This is a genomic window from Pseudoalteromonas sp. CO348, assembly GCF_004208845.1.
GTDB lineage: Bacteria > Pseudomonadota > Gammaproteobacteria > Enterobacterales > Alteromonadaceae > Pseudoalteromonas > Pseudoalteromonas maricaloris.
Window position 1 is genome coordinate 124,640 of record NZ_SGPI01000009.1, and the last position, 24,090, is coordinate 148,729.

The 24,090-nt window shown below is 42.3% G+C and carries 20 protein-coding genes; 12 read left to right on the plus strand and 8 right to left on the minus strand.

Annotated elements, in window-relative coordinates:
• Positions 1–67: 67 nt before the first annotated feature.
• From EXT48_RS02555 to djlA, 3 genes are read left to right on the plus strand one after another with little or no spacing between them, the layout of a single operon-like run.
• Positions 68–1,063, plus strand: coding sequence for an aminoglycoside phosphotransferase family protein (locus tag EXT48_RS02555; RefSeq protein WP_130163491.1), 996 nt, complete (start codon positions 68–70; stop codon positions 1,061–1,063).
• 8 nt (positions 1,064–1,071) lie between these two features.
• The gene (gene murU / locus EXT48_RS02560) at positions 1,072–1,764 is read left to right on the plus strand and encodes an N-acetylmuramate alpha-1-phosphate uridylyltransferase MurU (RefSeq protein WP_130163492.1); all 693 of its coding nucleotides are present in this window, start codon (positions 1,072–1,074) and stop codon (positions 1,762–1,764) included.
• Positions 1,754–2,599, plus strand: coding sequence for a co-chaperone DjlA (djlA, locus tag EXT48_RS02565; RefSeq protein WP_069023565.1), 846 nt, complete (start codon positions 1,754–1,756; stop codon positions 2,597–2,599). The genes murU and djlA overlap by 11 nt, the downstream gene beginning before the upstream one ends.
• 9 nt (positions 2,600–2,608) lie before the next feature.
• Here djlA and EXT48_RS02570 read toward each other — a convergent pair whose 3' ends face one another.
• Complete coding sequence (locus EXT48_RS02570; RefSeq protein ID WP_130163493.1) at positions 2,609–3,454, minus strand: DUF3530 family protein; 846 nt, start codon at positions 3,452–3,454, stop codon at positions 2,609–2,611.
• Between the two features lie 120 nt (positions 3,455–3,574).
• On the opposite strand from EXT48_RS02570, the gene EXT48_RS02575 reads away from it, so the two are divergent.
• Positions 3,575–4,510, plus strand: a complete 936-nt coding sequence (locus EXT48_RS02575; RefSeq protein ID WP_130163494.1) for a DUF368 domain-containing protein — start codon at positions 3,575–3,577, stop codon at positions 4,508–4,510.
• A 37-nt stretch (positions 4,511–4,547) separates the two neighbouring features.
• On the opposite strand, the gene EXT48_RS02580 is transcribed toward EXT48_RS02575, so the two are convergent.
• Positions 4,548–5,237: a 2OG-Fe(II) oxygenase family protein gene (locus EXT48_RS02580; RefSeq protein ID WP_130163495.1), complete on the minus strand. Its 690-nt coding sequence runs from the start codon at positions 5,235–5,237 to the stop codon at positions 4,548–4,550.
• A gap of 146 nt (positions 5,238–5,383) precedes the next feature.
• Here EXT48_RS02580 and nhaD point away from each other — a divergent pair, with 146 nt between their 5' ends.
• Entirely contained in the window at positions 5,384–6,832 is a 1,449-nt protein-coding gene (gene nhaD / locus EXT48_RS02585) for a sodium:proton antiporter NhaD (RefSeq protein ID WP_045987740.1), read from the plus strand.
• A 58-nt stretch (positions 6,833–6,890) separates the two neighbouring features.
• On the opposite strand, the gene EXT48_RS02590 is transcribed toward nhaD, so the two are convergent.
• Positions 6,891–7,901 carry an ATP-dependent 6-phosphofructokinase gene (locus EXT48_RS02590; RefSeq protein WP_130163496.1) on the minus strand — a complete coding sequence of 337 codons (1,011 nt, stop codon included), beginning with the start codon at positions 7,899–7,901 and terminating at the stop codon, positions 6,891–6,893.
• A 146-nt stretch (positions 7,902–8,047) separates the two neighbouring features.
• The gene (locus tag EXT48_RS02595; RefSeq protein WP_010374742.1) at positions 8,048–8,443 is read right to left on the minus strand and encodes an MmcQ/YjbR family DNA-binding protein; all 396 of its coding nucleotides are present in this window, start codon (positions 8,441–8,443) and stop codon (positions 8,048–8,050) included.
• A 605-nt stretch (positions 8,444–9,048) separates the two neighbouring features.
• Between EXT48_RS02595 and EXT48_RS02600 the strand changes: the two genes are divergently transcribed.
• Entirely contained in the window at positions 9,049–9,240 is a 192-nt protein-coding gene (locus tag EXT48_RS02600; protein WP_130163497.1) for a hypothetical protein, read from the plus strand.
• A 25-nt stretch (positions 9,241–9,265) separates the two neighbouring features.
• Here EXT48_RS02600 and EXT48_RS02605 read toward each other — a convergent pair whose 3' ends face one another.
• Together EXT48_RS02605 and EXT48_RS02610 are read right to left on the minus strand one after the other, a co-directional pair.
• Positions 9,266–11,503, minus strand: a complete 2,238-nt coding sequence (locus tag EXT48_RS02605) for a bifunctional diguanylate cyclase/phosphodiesterase (RefSeq protein WP_039493874.1) — start codon at positions 11,501–11,503, stop codon at positions 9,266–9,268.
• Between the two features lie 264 nt (positions 11,504–11,767).
• Positions 11,768–14,437, minus strand: a complete 2,670-nt coding sequence (locus tag EXT48_RS02610) for an insulinase family protein (RefSeq protein ID WP_130163498.1) — start codon at positions 14,435–14,437, stop codon at positions 11,768–11,770.
• A 286-nt stretch (positions 14,438–14,723) separates the two neighbouring features.
• On the opposite strand from EXT48_RS02610, the gene sixA reads away from it, so the two are divergent.
• The 5 genes from sixA to EXT48_RS02635 all read left to right on the plus strand — a co-directional run bounded on the left by sixA (position 14,724) and on the right by EXT48_RS02635 (position 20,094).
• Positions 14,724–15,185, plus strand: a complete 462-nt coding sequence (sixA, locus tag EXT48_RS02615; RefSeq protein WP_130163499.1) for a phosphohistidine phosphatase SixA — start codon at positions 14,724–14,726, stop codon at positions 15,183–15,185.
• Positions 15,186–15,741: 556 nt separating this feature from the next.
• The gene (locus EXT48_RS02620) at positions 15,742–18,024 is read left to right on the plus strand and encodes a TonB-dependent receptor (RefSeq protein ID WP_130163500.1); all 2,283 of its coding nucleotides are present in this window, start codon (positions 15,742–15,744) and stop codon (positions 18,022–18,024) included.
• 83 nt (positions 18,025–18,107) lie between these two features.
• Entirely contained in the window at positions 18,108–18,407 is a 300-nt protein-coding gene (locus EXT48_RS02625; RefSeq protein ID WP_010374748.1) for a hypothetical protein, read from the plus strand.
• A gap of 28 nt (positions 18,408–18,435) precedes the next feature.
• Positions 18,436–19,089 (plus strand): HAD family phosphatase, encoded by a 654-nt coding sequence (locus tag EXT48_RS02630; RefSeq protein ID WP_039493866.1) that lies wholly within the window; start codon positions 18,436–18,438, stop codon positions 19,087–19,089.
• Between the two features lie 165 nt (positions 19,090–19,254).
• The gene (locus EXT48_RS02635) at positions 19,255–20,094 is read left to right on the plus strand and encodes a DNA ligase (protein WP_039493864.1); all 840 of its coding nucleotides are present in this window, start codon (positions 19,255–19,257) and stop codon (positions 20,092–20,094) included.
• 83 nt (positions 20,095–20,177) lie between these two features.
• Here the strand turns inward: EXT48_RS02635 and yeiP are convergent, their stop codons facing one another.
• Positions 20,178–20,747 (minus strand): elongation factor P-like protein YeiP, encoded by a 570-nt coding sequence (gene yeiP / locus EXT48_RS02640; RefSeq protein WP_010606026.1) that lies wholly within the window; start codon positions 20,745–20,747, stop codon positions 20,178–20,180.
• A gap of 83 nt (positions 20,748–20,830) precedes the next feature.
• Positions 20,831–22,162 (minus strand): tetratricopeptide repeat protein, encoded by a 1,332-nt coding sequence (locus EXT48_RS02645; protein WP_130163501.1) that lies wholly within the window; start codon positions 22,160–22,162, stop codon positions 20,831–20,833.
• A 1,199-nt stretch (positions 22,163–23,361) separates the two neighbouring features.
• On the opposite strand from EXT48_RS02645, the gene EXT48_RS02650 reads away from it, so the two are divergent.
• Positions 23,362–24,012, plus strand: coding sequence for a YEATS-associated helix-containing protein (locus EXT48_RS02650; protein WP_130163502.1), 651 nt, complete (start codon positions 23,362–23,364; stop codon positions 24,010–24,012).
• Positions 24,013–24,090 lie beyond the last annotated feature (78 nt).

Below are 24,090 nucleotides of genomic sequence, written 5' to 3' on the forward strand. Positions count from 1 at the left end.
AAATGAAAACTGTCGGAAATACAGTAGCATTTAAATATTTACAAGTAGAAGGTGTAATAGTAAATCCATGAATAGTCAAAACCAGCGCGTTGAGTTTATACAGCAAGCAATACATAGCGACGATTTTACGTGTGAGGCTATCACCTCGGATGCCAGTTTCCGCCGTTATTATCGCGTCAAGCGACAAACGATGTCGTGGATCTTGATGGAGACACCAGTCGATAAACTCGATAATGCCCCTTTTATTGGTTTAAATACGGTGTTTGCAGAGCAAGGCCTCAATGTGCCACAAATCCTTGAGAGTAATGAAGAGCAAGGGCTGTTACTGTTACAAGATTTGGGTTCTGAGCATTTGGCCGATAGATTGGCATTGCCTTCTCGGCTAGAGGACTATCGTGCGTTGATAGCGCTTATTCCAGAAATAGCCAAAACACCAAAGAGTGAATGGATGAAGCCCTATGATGCTGATTTCGTTGATATGGAACTTAATATCTTTTACGAGTGGCTTGTAGCAAAATGGCTTGGTTTAACACCCACCGAATATCAACAAGTGCAGTGGCATAATGTGAAGTTGAAGCTCGTCGATGCGATGACTCGCCAGCCGCAGGTTACGATGCATCGAGATTTTCATAGTCGCAACCTGATATGTCATCAGTCTCAGTGGTATCTCATTGATTATCAGGATGCGGTACAAGGACCTGTCACTTATGATGCGGTTTCGCTGTTGCGGGATTGTTATACTCGCCTTGATGCACATGAGTTTACCGAGCTTCAGCAACATAGCTTTGATTGCTTAAAAGCGGCAAATTTATTAGGCGATATGGATTTTAGCTCCTACCAACATTACTTTGACTTAACGGGGATGCAAAGGCACCTTAAAGCTGCCGGGATTTTTACTCGCCTATTGCAGCGAGACGGCAAAGGCGGGTACTTAGAAAATATTTTGCCAACCTTACGCTATCTTGTTGAAGTGGCGAATAAGTATAAAGAATTTCAGTGGCTTGCAAGCTGGCTGGAGAATGACATAATGCCTCAAGCGCAGGCCAAATTAGGCACTAAATAGAAGTAACAATGAAAGCGATAATTTTATCTGCTGGTCGTGGTAAACGCATGATGCCACTGACCGCGAACCAACCAAAACCTATGCTTAACGTCGCAGGAAAACCACTACTTGAGCATCATATCGAGCGTTTAAAAGCGGCTGGGATCTGCGATATTGTGATAAATCTTGCATGGCAAGGTCAGGTGATAAAAGACTATTTCGGCAATGGCATTCATTTCGGTGTCAATATTGAGTACAGCGATGAGCCTGAAGGTGGATTAGAAACTGCAGGTGGAATAATTCAAGCATTGCCGATGTTATGTGAACAGAATGATAGCTTTATTGTACTCAATGGCGATATTTTTACTGACTATGATGTCAGCAGTCTAATGCAGTTACAGCTCGGTAGCACAGCAGAGGGTCATTGCGAGGCGCACATTGTGTTGGTAGAAAATCCCGAACATAATCCTGAAGGCGATTTTTGCCTTGCCCATCAGCCGCTCAATCAGCAAAAGTATACCTTGTCTGGCATTGGCAAATATCACCAAAGTTTTTTTGCCGAGCTTGGGGCTGGCTTTATAAAACTAGGGCCGTTGCTGCGCAGTGGGCTTGAGCAGCATAAAGTTTCTACTGAACTATATTTGGGCGCATGGGACGACATTGGCACGCCAGAGCGACTAAAAATGATCAACGAAAAGTTAGGGTATAGCGATGTGGGGTAAATTATTAGGCACAATTTTCGGCTTTTTATTTGGTCGTTGGTTAGGCGCTATTTTAGGTTTTTATCTCGGCCATTTATTTGATAAAAGTTTGCGTCAGGATTTTGATAAAGTCGGTGGCTTTCAAGGTTTCATGAAAGGTGAAGATCTGCATGAGCGCCAAGCCTTGTTCTTTTCCAGCTGTTTTTCTGTGATGGGACATATCGCCAAGTCTAATGGTCGAGTCAGTGAAATCCACATTCAAGCTGCGTCTGCGTTTATGAGCGAAATGGGCTTGCAGGGTGAAGAGCGAAAAGAAGCGCAACATGCGTTTACTGCGGGAAAAAGCAGCGACTTTTCGATAAAAGAAGCGGTTACCGATTTTAAAGAAGCTTTTGCTAGACGCTATGACTTGAGGCAGCTGTTTTTAGAGATTCAAATTCAAATGGCATTTTGTGATGGTCATGTGTCTGATGCGGAGAAGGCCTTACTTAAACAGGTGAGCAAGTATTTAGGTTTCGCAGAAACCCACTTTTTGTTCCTGCTAAAGCGCTACCAAGCAGAATTTGAGTTTCGTCGCTCTCAGGCGTCGGGGAGATCGCAACATCAACACCAGCAACAGGGCGGCCGTCAACCAGCACCACAAGATAACGGTTTAAACCGTGCTAAAGCATTGGCTGTACTGGGATTGAGTGAAGGGGCGAATGAGCGTGAAATCAAAAAAGCTTACCGCAAACTGATGTCGCAGCATCACCCTGACAAATTGGTGTCTCAGGGATTACCTAAGCATATGATGGAAGTGGCAAAGCGCAAAAGCCAAGATATTCAGTCTGCCTATGAATATTTAAAAAAGAGCTAACTTGAAACACTATAAGACGCGTAAAAAACCGAGTAATTCCTTTCTGAGCCTTTGATGTTGGAGTGGATCGGTTTTTTCTCCAAAAAGCTCCCGTTGGCGATAATCAAATTTACTGTTTTTTCTCGCCCAGCGGGCTCTGTCCGGCGTATTGTCGACCACAATCGGATTGTCAAAACTGTAGTAAACATCCAGTAAAGCTGGGCTTACCAAAGAAAGGTTGGATGCCAAGTGCTTTTGCCGCGTTGCATTAGGTAGTTGTGGGCTAACAACGGCAAAGGCATCGATATGTAGATTGGGCAGGGTGGCTAAGTGCTCACCGAATAAACCTGCGCTATTACCAAATGCGACAACCACCAACTTTTCTGTTTGAGTCATGGACAGGGTGTTATAAAGCACCTCAAAGCGGCTGATCAAGGCCATTTTATATTCGTCGAGATTAGATTCTGAAATGGGTGCAAGCGGTTGCTGAGCCGGTTTTTCAGCATCGGGGAGCGCGATGTCTTGCTCTAGCAGACTCGGTGCATAAGAAAGGTCCGGCGGAGTAAGGGTATAGGTGTCGTAGCCATCATCGCTTAAGCGTTTTGCAAGAAAGCTTATGCCGCTGTTATTGAGGGGCGGAGTTTGCATGTCTGGTAATAAGATCACGATGCCTTCACGAGCAGCTGTCATATATTCTTGATGAAATACATAAAAGCTTTCGTTTTCGCTTTCCAGCTTTATCAGTTGCGATGGCTCGTAGAAGCGATTAGCGTCTTGCTGATAAAGAGAACCAAGCGGTGCTGCATCAATATGTTCTGCTGCAAAAGTCGTCGCGGGTAAAGCCGTAACAAGTAATAAAAGCGTTCTGATGATCATGGTACAAGCGCGTAAAATATCATAATTGGTTATCGACCAATTAAGCGAAAGCTTTAGCTGTCGCTATTTTTTAGCGTTTTAAGTTAAACTGCTCGGCAGTGGAAATGAAAGGAGAAATTTGTGCAGTATAAAGATAGCAAACGAGACTATCTCTTTATGTTTTTAAAAGGTGCCGGAATGGGGGCTGCGGATGTTGTCCCTGGCGTTTCCGGCGGCACCATTGCTTTTATTACCGGTATCTATGCACGTTTTTTAAATGCCATTAAAAGTGTGAACTTACAGGCTTTGAGTACATTGCGCCGTGACGGCCTAAAAGCAACGTGGCAGTACATTGATGGTAGCTTTTTACTGGCGGTATTTTCTGGTTTGCTCATCAGTGCAGCGTCTTTGGCGAAGGTGATCACTTATTTATTGGAAGCACACCAAACACTGGTATGGTCATTTTTCTTTGGTCTTATCGTCGCTTCTTTTATCTATGTTGCAAAACAGGTCTCTCATTGGAACGGCCAAAATATTATCGCCTGCGCAGTTGGAGCTATTGTAGCCTTTGCTATTACTTCCCTTTCACCAGCTGAAGCACAAGCATCTCATTGGATGTTTTTTATCTCAGGTGCTATTGCCATTTGCGCGATGATCTTACCTGGGATCTCAGGGAGCTTTATTCTACTGTTATTGGGTATGTATGGCCATGTACTCAGTGCGGTGAACCAGCTTGAACTTGGCTTAGTGAGTCTATTCTTACTAGGTTGTATTGTGGGGTTAATGTCGTTTTCGCGCCTACTCAGCTGGCTATTGGCGCACTATCAACAAGTAACGTTTTCGCTACTAGCTGGTTTTTTACTTGGCTCGCTTAATTTATTGTGGCCTTGGAAACAAGTGCTTACGACTTACGTGAATTCCAGTGGTATCGAAAAGCCATTGAGTCAGGCCAATATTTTGCCAGCGCAATATAGTACACTATACGGTCAAGATCCAAATACGCTGGCATGTATTGCGCTTGCCATCGCAGGCCTTGCGCTGATCTTAACCATTGAAAAGATAAGCGAAAAATATTAATAAAATAGACACCTAGAACAATAGACACGCGTTGAGCTTACGTGTCTATTGTTCTAAACCACCCCGTTACAGAAAGTCGCGGCGCTTTTGCGAATGGTGCTACGTAAGTCACAGAATGAATTTTGCTTACATCAAAAACCACCAGTGAATTGAACTTAGGTGCATAACTTTTAGTGGGGGTGCCATCACGTTCAAAAAACTGCAGTAGCCCGCCCCAGTCAGGGTGCCAACTTTTGCTTAGGCTGAGTACATAGGCATAAACCCGGCCCTCAGCTTCAACAATATCATTATGTCGAGTTAAATACTGACCACCAATAAATCGTGTTGCTTGGGCAGAAGTACGGATTATGTTCTGTCCAGATATCGCGGAAAAGCAGGACTGTACAGCGCTACTATTGAGGTTATTGTAGAGCTTTTTCAGAGCCTCAGGGCTCGTCGATTCTATGGAGTGGCGGCCATACATAAAACCAACACCACGTGATGCATAGCTATGTATATCTTCAAGCAAGGCTTGCTGCTCTTGCGGTGTTAAGGCAAGAATATCACTGTCTTTGACTGATTTTGCTGCCCCGTTATGAAACAGTGCTAGCTGGTAGTCTAGGCTACAGAGGCACTCATGTAGTTGTTGAGCGTTTGTATCGTCTAGAATATTTTCAATCCGTGCAAAGCCATCGTTGCTCAATTTTTGCTGTAATTCAATTTGTTGTTGCTGCGAAAGTTGAAGCATATATACCTACTGCTGATGTATGGGCCTGTTTGTAATACTGTAAACAGCATGCCTTAGACTTCAGTCCAATGCTGATTACTTTTTATCTATGCTAAAGTGAGTTTGGCTGAAATGCCATCCCTCTGCACTCATCGATAGGCAAAAAAATGAAAATCAATGGACTACTGCTATTCTGTTGCGCATGGGTCATATCCGTGATCCCATCACCAGCCTTGGCGGCTCAAGGCACCTTAGATCTTACCAGCTCGACACTCGGCTTGGTTTGTATTGTTGTCTTCGTTTTAGCATACGCACTTGTAATGCTCGAAGAAAAACTTCATATGCGAAAATCAAAGCCAGTGCTTGTGGCGGCAGGCATCATTTGGCTCATGATTGGGGCGTATTATGTTAATCAGGGACAACCCGATGTTACCGAGCATGCGTTTCGGCACAATTTGTTAGAGTTTGCGGAGTTGATGTTGTTCTTGCTCGTTGCGATGACTTATATCAACGCGCTAGAGGAGCGCCGTCTTTTTGATGCACTACGAGCGTGGATGATCCAAAAGGGTTTTAGCTATAAGAATCTCTTTTGGATCACTGGGTTCTTATCCTTTTTTATCTCTCCAATTGCAGACAACCTAACCACAGCCTTACTAATGTGTGCCGTGGTGATGAAGGTGGCTGATGGTGACAAAGAGTTTATCAATCTAAGCTGTATCAATATCGTGATAGCAGCCAATGCTGGCGGTGCATTCAGTCCCTTTGGTGACATTACCACTTTGATGGTATGGCAAGCCGGTATGGTACATTTCAGCGAATTCTTAGCGCTATTTATTCCTTCACTGGTCAATTACATCGTACCAGCACTCGTAATGAGTTATTTTGTGGCGGATAGAAAGCCCAGTGCAGTTTATGAAAGAGTAGAGCTTAAACGCGGCGCTTTAAGAATTTTAACTTTGTTCCTACTGACTGTCGCAACCGCTGTGCTCTCACATAGTTTGCTGCATTTACCACCGGTCCTTGGCATGATGATGGGCCTCGGTTACCTACAGTTTTTTGGTTACTTTCTAAGAATGACATTACCGGGGTCATTAGCAAGAAAGCGAGCGATGGCGGAAAGAGAAGGGGATCAAGAGCGTCTTGAGAAGTTAGGAAGCGTTGTGCCATTTGATGTCTTTAGCAAAGTTTCACGCGCTGAGTGGGATACCTTATTATTCTTCTACGGTATTGTTATGTGTGTTGGTGGTCTTGGGTTTCTCGGTTATTTAAGTTTAATGTCAGAGATATTATATGGTGAATGGTCTGCAACCTATGCCAACGTATTCTTAGGGATTATTTCCGCGGTCATCGATAACATTCCTGTGATGTTTGCGGTGCTGTCGATGCAACCTGAAATGTCACATGGCCATTGGTTGTTGATCACGCTTACGGCTGGGGTAGGGGGGAGTTTACTTTCTATTGGCTCGGCGGCAGGTGTTGCGCTCATGGGGCAAGCTAGAGGCTATTATACTTTTATGGGGCACTTAAAATGGGCACCCGTGATTTTGCTTGGTTATATCGCGAGTATTTTATGTCACCTGTGGCTTAACGAATCTGCTTTTAGCGTGTTTGGCTAGCGCTTACACAAAGTATAGTGAGAGTGAATAATCAATATGTGCTTCACTCTCACTGTATTTATTGCTCGGCGAGGTAGTGCTGATATCGTTGCACCCATTCCTGTGATACTGGTTTATCCATATTCAGCACTTTCTCGACTTCAGTAATTACAATAGCACCATGTATTTTTCCTACCATAACAGGCGTCGCAACTTTAGTGTTTGCTTTGATGCTGCCATTGACCACTTCCACAGCCGCTACCCCTAATTCCGTGGCGAGCATTCTATCTTCAACAGATGGTGCCCCACCGCGTTGAATATGCCCTAACACGCAAAGTGCGCAATTGATATCGGCATTGCTATTTAACTCTGTTTTAAGCGCTTGAGCGCCGCCAGGCCATAAATTTTCGGCCAGTATTATCAAAAAGCTACCGTGTTGATGTTGCTGCTCTATGGCATTTTTGAGATGAGCTAAGACCTGAGAGGTATTCTCTGCCGTGCAATTTTCAAATGAAATGATAGCCTCAGCACCTGTCGCAATACCTACATGGTAAGCAATATGCCCGTTATGACGACCCATCACCTCGGTGATAAAAACTCGCTCAAAAGCATTTGCGGTATCACGGATTTTATCTATTGCGGAGGTGGCGGTATTGATGGCTGTGGAGAAACCAATGGTGTTGTCACACCCTGAAAGGTCATTATCTATAGTACCGGGAATACCAATTAGCTGACCTTGCCAGTGAGCTGCCAGCGCCTGCATTCCCCTAAACGAGCCGTCACCACCAATCACAATAAGTACGTCAATATGGAGCTTTCTCAGGGCATTTGCTGCTTGCAGCACGCCAGAGAGTTCTAGCATCGCAGGGCAGCGGGCACTTTTTAGAATTGTGCCACCAAGTTGGGTGATATCGGTGACGGAAACCGCACTTAGCTCGGTGTACTCTTGATTAATTAGACCATTGTAACCATGAAAAAAGCCAAAGCACTGAAATCCAGATCTCAAGGCACTTAACGTGATAGCCCTAATCGCTGAGTTCATACCGGGCGCATCGCCGCCACTTGTCAGTACTGCTATCCTTTTCGTCATGTCGCCACTCTATTATTGCTAGGTTATTCTTTTTGTATACTACCAGAGTGATTTGAAGACAAGTTGATCGACATTAAAGAGAGAGATTAAATGCGAGGATATAGAAAGGTAAAACGGCATTTAGGTCTACCTAAATGCCGTTTTAATTAACGTTGCGTGACTTTGCTAGCAAGTTCTTCACGTTGTGCGGTCGGTAGGTTATCTACGACGATTTGATAAGAATCATCGATCATTTTCTTTATTTCGTCTTCTGGAATAGTGCCATCTAAGATGACTGTGTTCCAAAGACGCTTATTCATGTGATAACCAGGCACAACAGACGAATACTTGTCTCTAAGCAATAATGCTTCGTCAGGGTCGCATTTTACATTTAACCACCAAACAGGTTCACCATTTTCATCTACTTGCCCCTCTTTCCCCTCAGTTAGAGTTGCAAACATTTTATGCTGAACTTTGTACACATCTACGTCTTGCGCAAAAGGCTTAGTGATAAAGGTTGCAGGCTTGGCCTGCAAATATTCATGTACGCTTTTCTGATCCATAGCCCGTGTCCTTGAAGTAACAGTTAATACTACATGAGAGTAAGTTTAGCAGCTCTTGTGATAATACTGTAATCGTCTATCAGTAAAAACTATCAGAAAGTCTATACTATGGCGTTATAACGCAGACAATTATTGAATAACTGACCGTTTTATATCGGTTTAACTCACAGTTGACGATTAAAATAAGTACAGTGTGTAAAAGCACTAAAATTTCAGTCGTCTACAATATTAGAAAAGCTAACTTTTAATTTCCAGTTAAGGACTAAGTTGGCTTCACAAATTATGCTAAAAATACACTCATAACCTAAGTGGACTAAGCTAGGAAATCATTGCCAGTTGACCGTAAAAAATTTCCCACTTGTCTCTGTTTCCCAAATTAGGAAAAGTTACGGCATAACATCCCTTGTGCAATGCTATACCTCTAAACAGTCCGCTATTAAATTAAATAATACAAAAATATGCAACAATAATTTCTTCATTGATTAAATATTAAACGTTGTGTAGACTCATCGGCCGCATTAGTAAATAGTATCGAAATGTGATGTTTCTTTCCTAATAAAGAATGTTTTAGTTTTCTTATTGAATTAAAAAACCGAGGAGTATCAGTGGCTTTTGGAATAATTTCAGCTTTATGTGTGATGGTAATGTATCTTCAAACTCTATGGACTGGAATGCCAAGAAAACGCTGGTTAAGTTTAGCCGTAGTAACAGGCCCCGCGGCGTTAATTCTGTTTCGAGTGCACTATCGCAGAGCGTGGATGCGTCGCTGCGCAAATTTAGTTAGTTGGAAAGCGTAAAGTGGTTAGGTCAAATGAAACTAGACTATTGCACCAGCTGTAGGTTTGGCTTTTCACTCGGGGTGTGTTGCTTTAAAAATTGTTCAAATTCACTGCTTGAAAGCGGTTTTGAATAGTAATAGCCTTGAACTGTTTGGCAGTTTAGCTGCTCTAAAATATTAAGTTGTTCTTCATTTTCAACCCCTTCCGCAACAACGTGAAGATCTAAGTTATGCGCGATAGTGACAATAGAGTCAACCATGTTTCTACCGCGCTCGTTACCCATATCGTCGATAAATGCTTTATCGACCTTGAGTGTATTTAGCGGAAATTGCTTGAGATAAGCCAGTGACGAATAGCCAGTACCAAAGTCATCCATGGCTAAGTGTATCCCTCTAGCACTAAGTGAGCGCATTATCGAAATTGCTTCTTTTGGATCGTCCATCACCGTTCCTTCTGTGATTTCTAACTCAAGAAAATAAGAAGGAAGTTGATTTTTTTGCAAGATAATGTCGATACGAGTGGTTAGATCCGGCAAGCTAAACTGTTTTGCTGATAAATTAACCGCAACTCTGCCATTGAACAGTCCTTTATCAATCCAGCGCTTAACATCACGGCATGCTTTGTCTAAAACGACTTCACCAATTTCGATGATCTGTCCGGTTTCTTCTGCGATAGGGATGAATACACCAGGACTTATCACCCCCTTTTTTGGGGTAATGAAACGGACTAGCGCTTCCATGCCAACCAGTTCACCGGTTTTAATATTCATTTTTGGCTGATAGTAGACAACAAAGTGATCTTCTTTGAGGCCATAGCGCATTAAGTTTTCAATTTGCAGACGCTTAACCGCTTGCTCGTTCATGGAATCATTAAAGAATAAATAATGGTTACCCTTTTGCTTGGCATGATACATAGCCGTATCTGCATTTTTCAGCAGACTTTCAGGAGACTTACCATCTTCAGGGCACAGTACAATTCCAACAGAAGAGGTGATCACTAACTCGTGATTAGCAATTTTAAAAGGTGTCGCAATCGCCGCTAGAAATTGTTTTGCTGTACGTGTAATCGTGTGAATATCATTGGTGCCTGAAATCACCAGCGCAAATTCGTCACCACCTAGTCGGTAGAAGGTATCTTGTTGGCGAGCTAGTTTATTTAGCCGCATTGCCAGTTTCGCAAGTAGCGTATCACCTAACTGATGGCCTAGCGAATCGTTGATCTTTTTAAAGTTATCTAAGTCAAAGACAAGTAGAGCGTGGTGCGTGCCTTGTAATGACAACTTTTGTAAATTGGTAAAGAACAAGTTGCGATTGGGAAGACCTGTTGTACGATCGCGATTAGATAAATTATGGAGTTGAGACTCTGCTTTTTTACGCTCAGTTAAATCAGAGTAAACAACCACATAGTTACTTATCTGACCGTGGTTATTTTTAATTTCATCTATCGTAATTTCGATTGGTAAGAGTACGTCTGCCGCATTACGAAGTTTGAGCTCTTCTTGCCAATGCTCTGTTTGTTTAAGCTGAGCCTTTACCTGAGCAACAAACTTATTGTCATAGCCTGGTAAGCTAAAATGTTTATTTAGATAGTGTTCTCGTTGGCCACCAAATAATTTAAGGTAACTCGGATTTAGATCGACCAAATTATAGTGTCGGTCATAAATTGCGATCGCGTCAGTAAGAGATTCAACACATTTTGCAAACAGATTTAGCCTTTCCTCGGTACTCTTGAAGTGACTAATGTCGCGAACCGTACCTGTCATTCTTAGGGGGTTAAGGTTGGCATCTTTCTCGATAATTTTGCCTCGGTCTAACACCCAGTGATACTGGCCTAGTTCATCTTTAATACGATAGCTTGCTTCAAAGAATGGTGTCTTTTCAGCGAAGTGCTGTTTCATCAGCTTTTCAACGATTAATAGGTCTTGTGGATGGATCCTATGCTGGTTGGGGATGACGCTGCCAGGCTTCGCAGAGTTCATGCCGTATTTGTCGTTGATCCGAACAATCTCACCTGATTGAATATTCCAGTCCCATAGTGTATCGCCACTGCCTTCAATGGTACTTTTAAATCGTTGTTCTGAATGCTTAAGTTGAAGAGTGGACTTTTTGAGTTGGTGATTTGACCAAACTAAGTAGGGAATGCTGAGTAGAGCAATCACGCATGGTACGAGCCAAGCTAACTGGGCACCTGTTAATACACTTGCGTCACTGGCGTAAATTACATGCGGAGTCAGTGATAAAAGTAGTGCATTGATTGTTATTGTTTTTATTTTTAGGCTCATATAATGCGTAATTCATAACTGCAATCTCTAATCTAAATCAAGCCATTGTAGTAGTCAAAAGGAAAACGTTGATTAAGGGGAAATTCAGGTTAATTGCGGTTTTTCACAACAGCGAAACAAAGTTTCAGATGAAATTCATTGTGCTAACGAGTATGGCTGCGTATTTTTTGAACTTTGATTAGCTCTCAAATTAATGGACTAGGTGAGAAAAGTCTTATTAGTCATTCAAAGGTTTGATAAGCACTCCTTGCTTACACTAAAACACTAATTACACTTTAAAATCAGTCGTGGAGCGTTTGGCTCTAACATCTTATCTATATAAGTAAGGATGTCTTCTAATTCCAAGTCGGCCAAAGCTTGGATTAATCTTTGTTGCATATCAAACTGGTGGAAGTCATTGGTAATTGAAATCCACAAACGCTGCGCCCTTAGCCTTAGATTTTTGTCTTGCTCCGATATATGTAGTAACAAGCTTTCTTTCGAACGTTGCCAACTCACTTCATCGAGCTGATGCAATTGTTTGGCAAACTGCTTAAGAAATTGATTGTGCCGTGCAAGTAGGTGTTCACTATCAAAGTTGGGAGATTGAATATAAAAAGCGATACCTGCACGTGTATTGAATGGTGCATACCCTGCGCCAACTAAATAACCAAGTTGTTCCTTTGTTCTTAATTGCTCAAAATAATCTTGATTAATGAGATTATTAATCGCCATCATGGTGACTTTTTCTTTAACGGAATCGGTACGTGATTGAAAATATTCAATGAAGGCATAATCACTGCCTTCGCGTTCGATATGTTGTTCCGTTAATTTCGTCAACTCGTTTAAGGGACGTTTCAAATCTTCTAAAATTTCGCTACTTGAAAATAGCCCGTGCACTGATGTTTTTAATTTTTCAGCATGTTTTAGTTGCCAGTTGCCATGCATGAAAGCTTTGACATGAATGGCTGAAAAGAACTGCTTTCGAAATAGTTGAAATTCGTTAAAACTGGCACTTTTAAGTGCGCTGGCTAAGTCTTCAGGGCTTGGGTTCCAGGGCATCAAATGGGCACCAAGTCGGCTAAACAGTTCGCTAACAGGCTTATTCTTATTGTGATTCTTCCAATGGCGGATAAGTTGCTTTTTATATTCCGCAAAGCGAGCTGCATGAATTGGTTGATTCAGTAGTGCCTCGACTAGCTCTAAAACCAAGGTGATTTGATTACCAGTAAGCCCTGCGGTGTGAAGTGTTAAGCCACCTTGATGGGAATTAATATGATAACTAAGGCCGGCTAATTCTGCGCTATAAAAACGCTCAGCGACCGCATCCATAAAGAGATCGGCAAACAGGCGAGAGAGTGCCATATGCTTGTGACAGGTGACGGATGGGGCGGAATCTATTTCGAGATAAAAATGCCCTTTGGTGACTCTAAAAGTCAAATCCTGCTTAAACCAAAATTCAAATCCAGGCTGATCAGCTAGACGGATCGGCGTATCCTGTTCACTCTCTACATCATGAAGTGGATTTTTTGCGCTGAGGTATGGATTAATTAGTGGCAACGACATTTGTGGCAAAGGCATATGCACATTATAGAGCGACTCAATCCAATCTTTGGCTATTGGCGAGACACTGTATGGCGTGTTGTACCACTTGGCCTTTTTATTAACCCCCACATGAGGGTGGATAAGCACAAGGCGCATATTGGTAGGGCACAAATGCATCAGTAGTTTTTCGTGCTGCTCTTGAGAAAAGCCATCCATGCGATAATCACCATAGAGAAAATCTTCTTCCTCATAGTGGTGCATATTAACGCTGATTGAATTTACCCAGTCTAACATGCGGCCGACTTCTTGGTTATCGAACGCGATATCTAGTAAAGTGCTTTTGTCTTGATAAAGGCGTGGTAGTGCCGCGGTATTTTGCTTAATTAATGCTATGTACTCGAACAGCATTTCCACTATGTCTTCATAGTATTCAATCCCTTCATCGGTAAGTGCAAAGCTGATATTAAAATCTCTGAAATTACTACCCGTGATCCCACCACCAGCCGATAGTGCATTGATCCAACCTTGTGACTTGAGGATAGAATACAGTGAACCTTTACCTTCATACCCTAACAAATGCGCTAAAAAGCTCACACTTTTATGGCGGTATAAATCTGTAGGGTTGGGCATAGCAAAACTGACAATAAGTTTTTGCATATGTTTTCTAGGCTTTATTTGCAGTTCTAGCTGTAGGTCTTGCTCTCGGTACATAGGCGCTTGGATCGCTGGTTTTTGCGCTTTGCTGCCAACAATTTTTGTAAAAGGTGAGCAAAAGGTCGCAAGTGTAGCCAGCGGTTGTGGTGCAGCTATCACCAAAGTCATCCACTGGGCCTGATAGTATTGATTGAAAAACGCGCGTAATTCACTGGCAATATTACCATTACGATCTGCGAGCGTGTCTCGGGTACCAACAGAGAACTTGGCAAAAGGATGCTGAGGATTGATGGTTTCTTTATGAACTTGATAGATGCGACGGCCATCATCTTTGATTTTCATCTTAAACTCGGCATCGATGGCTTCACGCTCTTTTTCAGTATCGCTCTCGCTCAGCAGTGGAGACACAAAAAATTGGCTAAAGCGTTCTAACGCTTCGTCTAGTTGTTCGGCGTCGCAATCAAAGTAATAGCTCGAGTGCTCGGTACCGGTCCACGCATTGCTCTGGCCACCATACTGACTAATAAATTGCGAAAAGCCACCTGAATCAGGATGCTCTGCAGTACCAAGGAATAGCATATGCTCCAAAAAGTGCGCCATCCCTTGACGCGTTTCGGGGTCGTCGAAGTGGCCGACATTAACTGTTAATGATACGGCGCACTTAGCAGTTGAATCGTCATTGATCAACAAGACTCTAAGACCATTGTCCAGTGTTAGTAATTGGTACTGCCGACTATCATTATTACTCAGTTTCAATATGCTGCTGCCGATAAATTAGTTAAAAGATAACTGAAGGTAATTAGAATTTCATTTCATGTTAATCCTTCATTTGTTTTAATATAGCGAACAAACCAGTGAGATAGCTACCGGTTTAGAAGAAAATAATACCAAGCTGCATATGTGAGTAGTCAGCAAGTATAAGATCCCGAGTGTGAGTGGCGTAGAAGGGAAAGGCCATTAGCGACAATAGGTTAAACGTGGATCTCATCACGCATAAGTCCGCATGTATGTAGGGTGATATAAACAGAAGGTGCTGAACAGTATGAAGACTATCTTGATAATGCGTCATGGTGAAGCTGAACCCATGCAAGCCGACGATGCAAGCAGAAATTTAACCGAACAAGGATTACAACAAGCCAAGGATGTAGGTGAATGGTTGAAACAATATTTTGAGATAGACGCAGCACTTGTGAGTCCCTTCGTCAGAGCACAACAAACCGCGGAGCAAGTGCTTGCACTTCAAACTCCTAAATTTGTTGAAACCTGTTCAGACATAGTACCGAGTGGATCAGCACACACAGCTATCGATTATTTAGAAACACTTATCTCTATGTATCCAACACACCAAACTTGGATTTTAGTCGCACATATGCCAATAGTTAGTTACTTGGTAGACCGTTTGTGCCCGGATACAATGCCTATCTTCTCGACTGCCGCGGTAGCTATAATTGAATACAATGAACAGACTGGCCGTGCCGAATTCACATCGATGCAGTTACCTTAAGCCTTTTATTCATAATTGGCATAGAAGGGCTAAAACTTCCCTTTAATCGGTCTAATGTCCTCTTTTTAATTTTGTTTGAACTTTATCATTACACCGGTGTCATATCATTGGCATTGCAATCATGGTTTCCGATATGGCCAATACGTTTGTTTGGGCGCAAATTTGTATTGTTTAAGTAACCAGCACAGTTTCGACCACTGTGTTATGGTTCTGTTATCGGTAAAGATGGTTTTTTGGAACTTATATACCATTAAGTTTAAAGGACAATTGTCCGCTTTTTTGTGTTTTTTGTTGCTAAATGTTGTAAACTGTCAGCTAACGTCGCTGAAAGTTGCAAAAAAATTGATTTTTTAGTTCGGTTTATAAAGCAAAGTAGAAATTACCTGCTATAATTACCGCCGTCTCGTTCAGCCTTATAAAGTTGTATCGCACTCTCGACTGTAAGGTCCGCGTTATTACATTCAAATCGCGAAAAATTGAACGTTCACGCCAAGTGAAACGGCGCCCAAATTTTAAACCGTTGAACAAAGAGTGCACTAAAAGGTCGAAAACCAACATGAAAGCAATGAAAAGATCTACGTTAGCTACCCTTATTAATGCTACGTTGTTCTCTGCTGTGGCAGGTACTTCATTTTCTGCACTTGCTGAAGAAGAGCAAGCCAAAAAAAATCAACTAGAAGTTATTCAAATTACCGCACGTAAACGTGTTGAAAACGCGCAGGAAGTACCTGTGTCTGTTTCAGCGCTTCAAGGTGATAACTTGAATGCTTACAGCTCAGCGGGTATGGACATTCGCTTTATGAATGCGAAGATCCCAAGTTTATCGGTAGAATCTTCGTTTGGTCGTACTTTCCCACGTTTTTACGTACGTGGATTAGGTAACACAGACTTCGATCTAAATGCTTCTCAACCTGTATCTTTGGTTGTTGATGAAGTGGTTCAAGAAAACCCTATTCTAAAAGGCTTCCCTGTATTCGATATTGCACGTATTGAAGTATTACGTGGTCCTCAGGGCACGCTATTCGGTCGTAACACACCAGCAGGTCTTGTTAAATTTGACACAGTTAGACCAAGCCAAGAGTTTGATGGCTATGCTGCTGTTTCTTATGGTAGCCGCGGCGCGGTAGACTTTGAAGGCGCAGTAGGCGGCTCAGTAACTGAGCGTGTATCAACGCGTATTTCTGCATTGTGGCAGGAACAAGAAGACTATATCGATGTAAAAGCGCCTGGCTTCGAGAAAGAAGATTCTCTAGGTGGTTACAGCGAGCAAGCCGTTCGTGTTCAATTCCTATATGAAGGCGATGATTTTAACGGCCTACTTAACTACCACTACCGTGATTTAGATGGTCGCCCAATTACATTTCGCGCAAATTTAATTGAAGCTGGCACAAATAACATTAACCCATTGTATGACAACGATGTGGTATACCATGATGCGGCCTCTCGTTCGACGCAACAGGTTGAAACTCAAGGTTTGAGTCTAAAACTTGAGTGGGATTTACCTGAGCATACTGTAACGTCAATTACTGCTTGGGAAAGTGCTGAAATCTATTCTCGTGCAGACGTTGACGGTGGTTACGGTGCTGACTTCCTTGGTTTCCAAGGCCCAGGTATCATTCCATTTGCTTCTGAAACAGCTGACGTTATTCCTGAGCATAATCAGTACACGCAAGAGCTTCGTCTATCTAGCAACTTCTCTGGCGATTACAACTATCAGGTAGGTATCTTCTTATTTGAAGAAGATCTCATGATTGAAAGCTACAGCTTTGATACATTTGCATTTGATGCTGGCCTTGGTCAGTACGGTGCACAAAATGGTTATGCTTACCAAGATCAAGATACATCAGCATGGGCGGTATTCGGCTCTTTTGATTACACCGTATCTGATGATTTAAAAGTAACAGCTGGTTTGCGTTATTCTGACGATGAGAAAGAGTTTTACGCTAAGCGTACTAAAAACCCAACACCTTGGAACGGCTCTCCAGACGTACTTGATGGTACCGCTAACCCAAGCGATAGCCACGTAAGCTGGGACTTAAGTGCTACTTATAAGCTAACTGATGACGTAAACTTGTTTGGTCGCGTAGCTAACGGTTTCCGTGCTCCAAGTGTTCAAGGTCGTATTTTGTTCGGTGATGAAGTGACTGTTGCTAAGTCAGAAACTACCAACTCAATTGAAGCAGGTATTAAGTCAGACGTACTTGATGGTCAAGGTCGTGTAAACGCGACAGTATTCTACTATCAGATGGATGACCAACAGCTAACGGCTGTAGGTGGCGGCTCAAACTTCAACCGCTTAGTGAATGCTGATAAAACAACCGGTTATGGTTTCGAACTTGATACCGAATGGGTGTTAACGGACGAGCTAAATGCAACCTTTAACCTAAGTTATAACAAAACTGAGCTTGAAGATAAAAACCTTGCGGTTCAAGTTTGTGCTCAATGTACCGTCACAAACGCAGTTAATGGTCAGGGCCTAGCAGTACTTGACGGTAACAGCCTACCTCACGCTCCTGAGTGGATCGCAAACGCAACACTTCGCTACACGAAAGAGTTAGAAGATGGCGAGTTCTTCGTCTATGGTGATATGTCTTACCGTAGTGAAGTAGACTTCTTCTTATACAAATCAGTAGAATTTGAAGGCGAAGCGTTGTTTGAAACAGGTCTTCGTGCTGGTTATATGTGGTCTGAAGGCGATAACGAATATGAAGTGTCAGCCTTTGTTCGTAACCTATTTGACGAGCAAGTGGTTATTGGTGGTGTAGATTTCAATAACAACACCGGTATGCTAAATGAAGCGCGCTTCATTGGTGCTGAATTCAAAGTGAAATTCTTCTAATTCACGCTACAGTGATTATAATAGAGTAACTAAAGCCCGCATTAAGCGGGCTTTTTAATGAAATTTTTATGTTAGGAGTGGATATGTCAGGTTTTTGGAATTATCGAGTGATATATTGTGAAGCAACAAAAGACGAAGCGGCTTTATATCAAATCCATGAAGTGGAATATAACTTAAATGGTAAGGTAACGAATTGGTCTGAAACGGGTGCTGCACCCTTTGGTCGTTCGATGGAAGAGTTGCAAGCGGATGCAGATAGACTGAAGTCAGCTTTCGATAAGCCAATTCTAAAAGTGATTAGACAGCCACGAGGCTATACATTAGTTGAAGTTGATAGCGGTGAAGAAGCAACTGCTGAGCCACCAGCAGGGATCAACGGTTAAATTAATACATCCAAATTAAGGAGTGTAAATGCGTTTTCAGGCAGTTTTATTTGATTTTGACGGCACATTAGTTGATTCAGAAGCACTCCATTACCAAAGTTGGATGAAGGTGTTAGCCCCGTATCAGGTTACTTATACGGAGCATGACTTTTGTGATGAGTTTTCGGGTGTACCAACGCTTAAAGCCGCGCATATACTCAAAGAAAGACACCAGCTTGCGCCTTCTGCCCGCAATTTATGTGATGAGAAAAATGTCGTCTTTGTCGCAACCGCTGCGGAAATACTCCCTAAGTTAATGCATTTTGCAAAGCAAGTGGTTGAATTAACCTCAACGCGTTGTCCAATCGCACTCGTGACAGGAAGTAGCAAAGCAGAAGCGCTCCCTGTTTTACAACATTATCGGTTATTAGAGTTATTCTCTGTCATTGTGTGCAAAGACGACGTCGAACAGCCGAAGCCTCATCCAGAACCTTATCGCAAGGCGCTCGCTGCGCTAAACATTGCGCCACACGAAGCCGTGGCAATAGAAGACACCTGCACAGGGCTAACTTCAGCCAAGGAAGCCGGGTTAACTGCGGTTGTCGTGCCAAATATGCACTCTAATAAACAAGATTTAAGTCTTGCCGATCATTCATTTACCGATCTCGAAGCGGTTTTTGACTGGCTTTGCCCTGAAAGGTAATAGCAATTGGTATAAACAGGGACTGTTAGTCAAAGCTTGTTCGATTTTACAAACGTCGATTCTTGTGTAATCTTTAAGTGTGAAATTTGTTAATTTTTAATATCGGCGAACGCAAACAATGCACCAAGTTGCTGGTATTAACTATCCACTGCAAAGGATTATGCTATGCGATACGTACCATTCTTGTTCTGTCTTTTTTTAGGCTTTTCCAACCTTCTTTATGGAAGTGAAACCCACACAAAAATCCAACTTGCTTCGGTATATCAAGGCGACGAAGATATTTCTAATTATCTTGTTAGTGAAAAATTCGATGGTGTTAGGGCCATTTGGGATGGCTCGCAACTGCGTACGCGTGGTGGTCATTTAATTAAGGCACCAGACTGGTTTACGCACGGGCTACCTGATACATGGTTAGACGGCGAGTTGTGGGCTGGGTACAATAACTTTGCTTTTGTGAGCGCGATTGCAAGACGCCACTCGCCTAATAATGAGCACTGGCGTCAAGTGACTTATTATGTATTTGATGCGCCAAATTCTACAGAAATATTCTCTGAGCGTCATGAGCGTTACTTAAGCCTACTAAGCCATATTGAGTTATCACACATCAAACCCGTCAAGCAGCTATCATTTGGCTCCGTTGATGAGCTAAACGACTATTATCATGATGTCTTAAAGCGAGGCGGTGAAGGGGTTATGTTGCATGCTAAAAATGCCAAACACGAAGATGGAAGAACAACCAATGTATTAAAATACAAGCCGTACCTTGATGACGAAGCCATCGTGATTAAGCATTTACCCGGCAAGGGAAAGTACCAAGGGATGATGGGGTCGCTACTGGTGAGAGATGAACAAGGTATGGAGTTTAAAGTTGGGTCGGGGTTTAGCGACGAAGAGCGCGCATCACCACCACCGATTGGTAGTCAAATTACCTATCGATATCAAGGATATACTAAGTTTGGTAAACCGCGTTTCGCGCGATTTTTAAGAGTAAGGCCAAAATTATAGAATGGCACTACTGCTGCAAAGAAAACTTGGGGATTTTTATACGCTAGCGAGCACTACGGCTCGCTATCAAAAGTGCAATGGACTTATTCTGCACGGCCCATGAACTTAGATTCAGCAGTGTTGATCTTAATTTTGTCACCGCTTGAAATATGCTCAGGAACTTGAACAACAAGGCCTGTCGTTAATGTCGCAGGCTTTGTTCTAGCGCTAGCAGATGCGCCCTTGATTGAAGGAGAAGTATCTTCAATCACAAGCTCTACGCTTGAAGGCAAGTCGATAGAAACAGGCATGCCCTGAACCACGACGATAGATAAACCTTTCGTTGATTCATCGATAAATAACAATTGCTCAGCAATAGACTCTTTATTCAGGTGGTATGGCGTGTAGTCTTCATCATCCATAAACACATATTCATCACCATCTACATATGAAAGCATTGCAGGGCGGCGGTTAAGATCTGCAAGTGTCAGCATTTCTTCCGCTTTAAAAGTTTCATCTACTTTAGAGTTATCTACTACATCGTACATACGCATACGGTATAGGCTACCACCAGCGCGACCTTGTGGTACTGAGCGCTCAATGTCACGAACAATCATTACGCGGCCGTTATACTCGATCGCGGCATGTTTTTTTATTTCACTTGCCTTTGGCATAGCTTAATTCCTAATACAAATAAAGTTGGCACAATATAATCATTTTTCGGCTTTTTGGCGAGTTTCAAAACTCATTCTGAGCCTCAAATACCGTATAAAGTCGTCATTTCTGAGTACTTGATCCCAAAGTGCTGGTCAAACCAACGGTTGATATAGTCATGCTCAGGTTCAAGCTTGGCACAGCGTAGAATATTTTCACCTTTATTAGTGCCAAGTGCCTGCCCACAGTAATTTTGCTTCCAAGTTAGCGTAAGATCTTGAGAGAATTTTTTGAGTAATTCGTCAAAGGTCTTTTCTGTTATCTGTGAGAGATTAAGAAAGTCTGGAGACAGCGGGGTGATATCAAGTTGCTCAAAATCAGCCTGGTGCGCACGGGTTTTATTATGCTTACTATCGCTTGCACTGCCTTTGATATAACGATGGGCTAAACTCGCCTCATAATTAACGTTAATATCAAATTTCTCATCGTAGATGGTCACCGGGTAAGTGAACTCTCTTGTGACTTCTACGGTGTGCGTCTTATCTGAGTTATTTGGATCTGGTCGTTCAACTTCCTGTTGATAATGCTTACGCTGGATATATTGATTGCTAGTGCGGTAATAGTCTGCATCTGCATATAACTCTAATGAAAGCTGTTGACTGCCATCACTATCAAACCACAGGCTATTATTAAATGCCGTATTTAGGCTTGAGATAAATGCGCCATATTGTCCTCTGATTGAGTTGCCAAAGCGCAAACCAATATCGACACGATCTCGTATGTTCATCGCAAAATAACGACTTTTATCTTGGTTATCTACACGTAAACGTTTTGGAGTTTGCCACGCTAAACAGTATTTTTCCGTGAAACTTTTTAAATAGAAACGCTGCCCACTGACCTGTCCTGCAAGTTCATCACACTTTTTCTGCGCTTGCGTTCTTAGCGTGTCATAGTGGGTGCTCATGGCGCTTGCTAATTGTGCATTGCTGATCAGATGGCGATAGTTATGTTCAAACAGCTTAAACTTATCGGGATAGGGCGTATTTGAGAGTGAACGGGCTTCGTCGAGTAGCCATTGCCTCGCATAATCTAGTTCTTCTCTTTGGGTATTTGCCATCGCGCCGGTCGGCTTCATTTGCCATTGTGCTTGGTTCTCTACGATTTCTTCTAGCCTAGTTGCAGCAGCGCTGTAGTTATTTGCTAAGCGCAGCATACGTACATCGATAAGACCTTTATCTATAAGCTTATCTCGCGCCAGTGTTAAGCCTTGTTTCGCTTCAAGATCTTCTGGGTCCTCCGCGAGTGCTTGTGAATAATATTCAGCAGCTTGGCGGTACATTCCCGCTTCGTAAAGTTTATTACCTTTATAAACTAGCGATTTACAGCCGCTAATAGCAGCCAATATTGCAATGATGATGGCGGTTTTCTTGATCATAATATCATTCCATTCGCGCAAAAAGTTCCATAAGCACAGTTATTGATTTTAGTATCCATTCGCTTAACGTACAGGCGCACCCGTTCCTAAGCTTTTAACAGGCTTATAATACAGGGTTCTGGCGAAATCTACATCACTGAATTGTTAAGATTTTGTTTTGGGTAATATTGAATCATTATGCTCAACGTAGCCTAAAAGTTCAGCTGCTTAAGTAAGAGCTGAGTTCACAAACTACAGCATTTTCCTCTTCGTCACACCCCAAAAACATAACAGCTCGGCGGGTGAGCCACCTTCCATAAAGCTGTCTGCAATGCTAATTAGGAGGCTATGCTGATAGTTTTTGTAACCCTTGCAAACAGCTTCACCGTAAAAATCGTAGACGATCTTATAAGCAACTTATTCCCCCTCCATCACACCCGAAAATCATAAGCCGATATGCAATGTGCCGACAGGATGTCGGCCAAGTCTTGTCAGGCACAAGGACGTGCCTTACAAGGCGGTTGCGATACCAATTGTATTAGGTAAATGAGCTATTTGAAGCGGAGAAATAGCTTTAGTAGCTCCGCTCTCGCGTCCTGCTACCGCCAAGGTACCTATATCCATATAGGCAAGGCAAAAATTTTTGCTATTTAGTGTTCTAAATGAGAAATTTTTAACGACGCTAATATGGTATTTCACCCTTCAAATTGATTGGAGACTTAGTGCAATTGGTATTATATATCGGCTTAGGGGTCGAGGATTGAGTGTGATGCTGGGGCGACGTTTTCTTGGTTCGTTCTTTTGCGTCGTTTCAAAAGAATGAACGAGGAGCGCATGGATGCGCTTTGATATTAACCAAGGAGGGGATGCTTGATTAGGACTGATGTGTAAAATCAATTAGTTAACCTGCTTAATTGCTCAGGCTAGCGGCCTCTGTACGCTAAAAAATATAATTGATTATTAAGGCAAATTTAGGTGTAATGAATACATAATAAGCGCTGAGCGATGCAGGGAAAGCTTAATTAATAATAGATTAGCTGTTCAAACCAAATGATTTGGCTAATGTCTCTAAAAAGCAAATTCCCATAGCATAAACAACACCAACTCTGTCACACCGAGCAGGTAGCAGCTCAGTCCAACAAGCGATTATGCAACACAAACTGCGTGTCGCATAAATACTAAAATGTTAGCTGAATGAAGCATATAGATAGGGATTAAAAATGGAAAACGAAGACACTGTGGATGTAAGAGAAAGATACAATCCCATAATAAAAATAGCCCCAGCAATACTAACGATGTCAATATTTATGGCAGTTTTTGTTTATTCTGATGGGCTTTACCGGTGGGATATGACAGGGTTGTTTATTACTATGGTTTCTGGTGTTTCTGTCGCGTCGTTTATTGTGAGCAAACCAGATCAGTTTAGTTATTTTGTAGTAAGAGCACTAGCTGTCGTTTTATTCTTTATTACATTTTTTGGGGTGTGCTTTTCGATCCTATTCTATGAAAGTTTGCCGTTTGATGATCCGTCAAAGTTACGAGAAGCTCAAGTATTTATGGCCGTGTCATCCTCAGGAATGATGGGAGGTCTAATGCGGTATTTTTCACATGATAAAGTCATAAAAGACGAAGCTATAAACCTTTGGCATATGGTTCATGCGGCAATAGTTGGCCTTTTTGTCTCGGTGGTCTTATTTCTGATATTAAGAGCAGGAATAATAAATCAAACACAAATTGATACATTTAATGTATGGGGTGTTACCGGTGTTTCAGCCATTACAGGATTTTTTTCAGAAAGAGTGATTGAAAGATTTTCGAATTTATATAATGAAGTAGTAGGTAATACGAAAAAACAAAGTGAAAGCAGCTAACACATATGAACCTTATCCGGTCAAGTAAGCATAACGATTCTTTTTAGCTGCTTTTAAGCAGCTAATTTGTATTGGCAA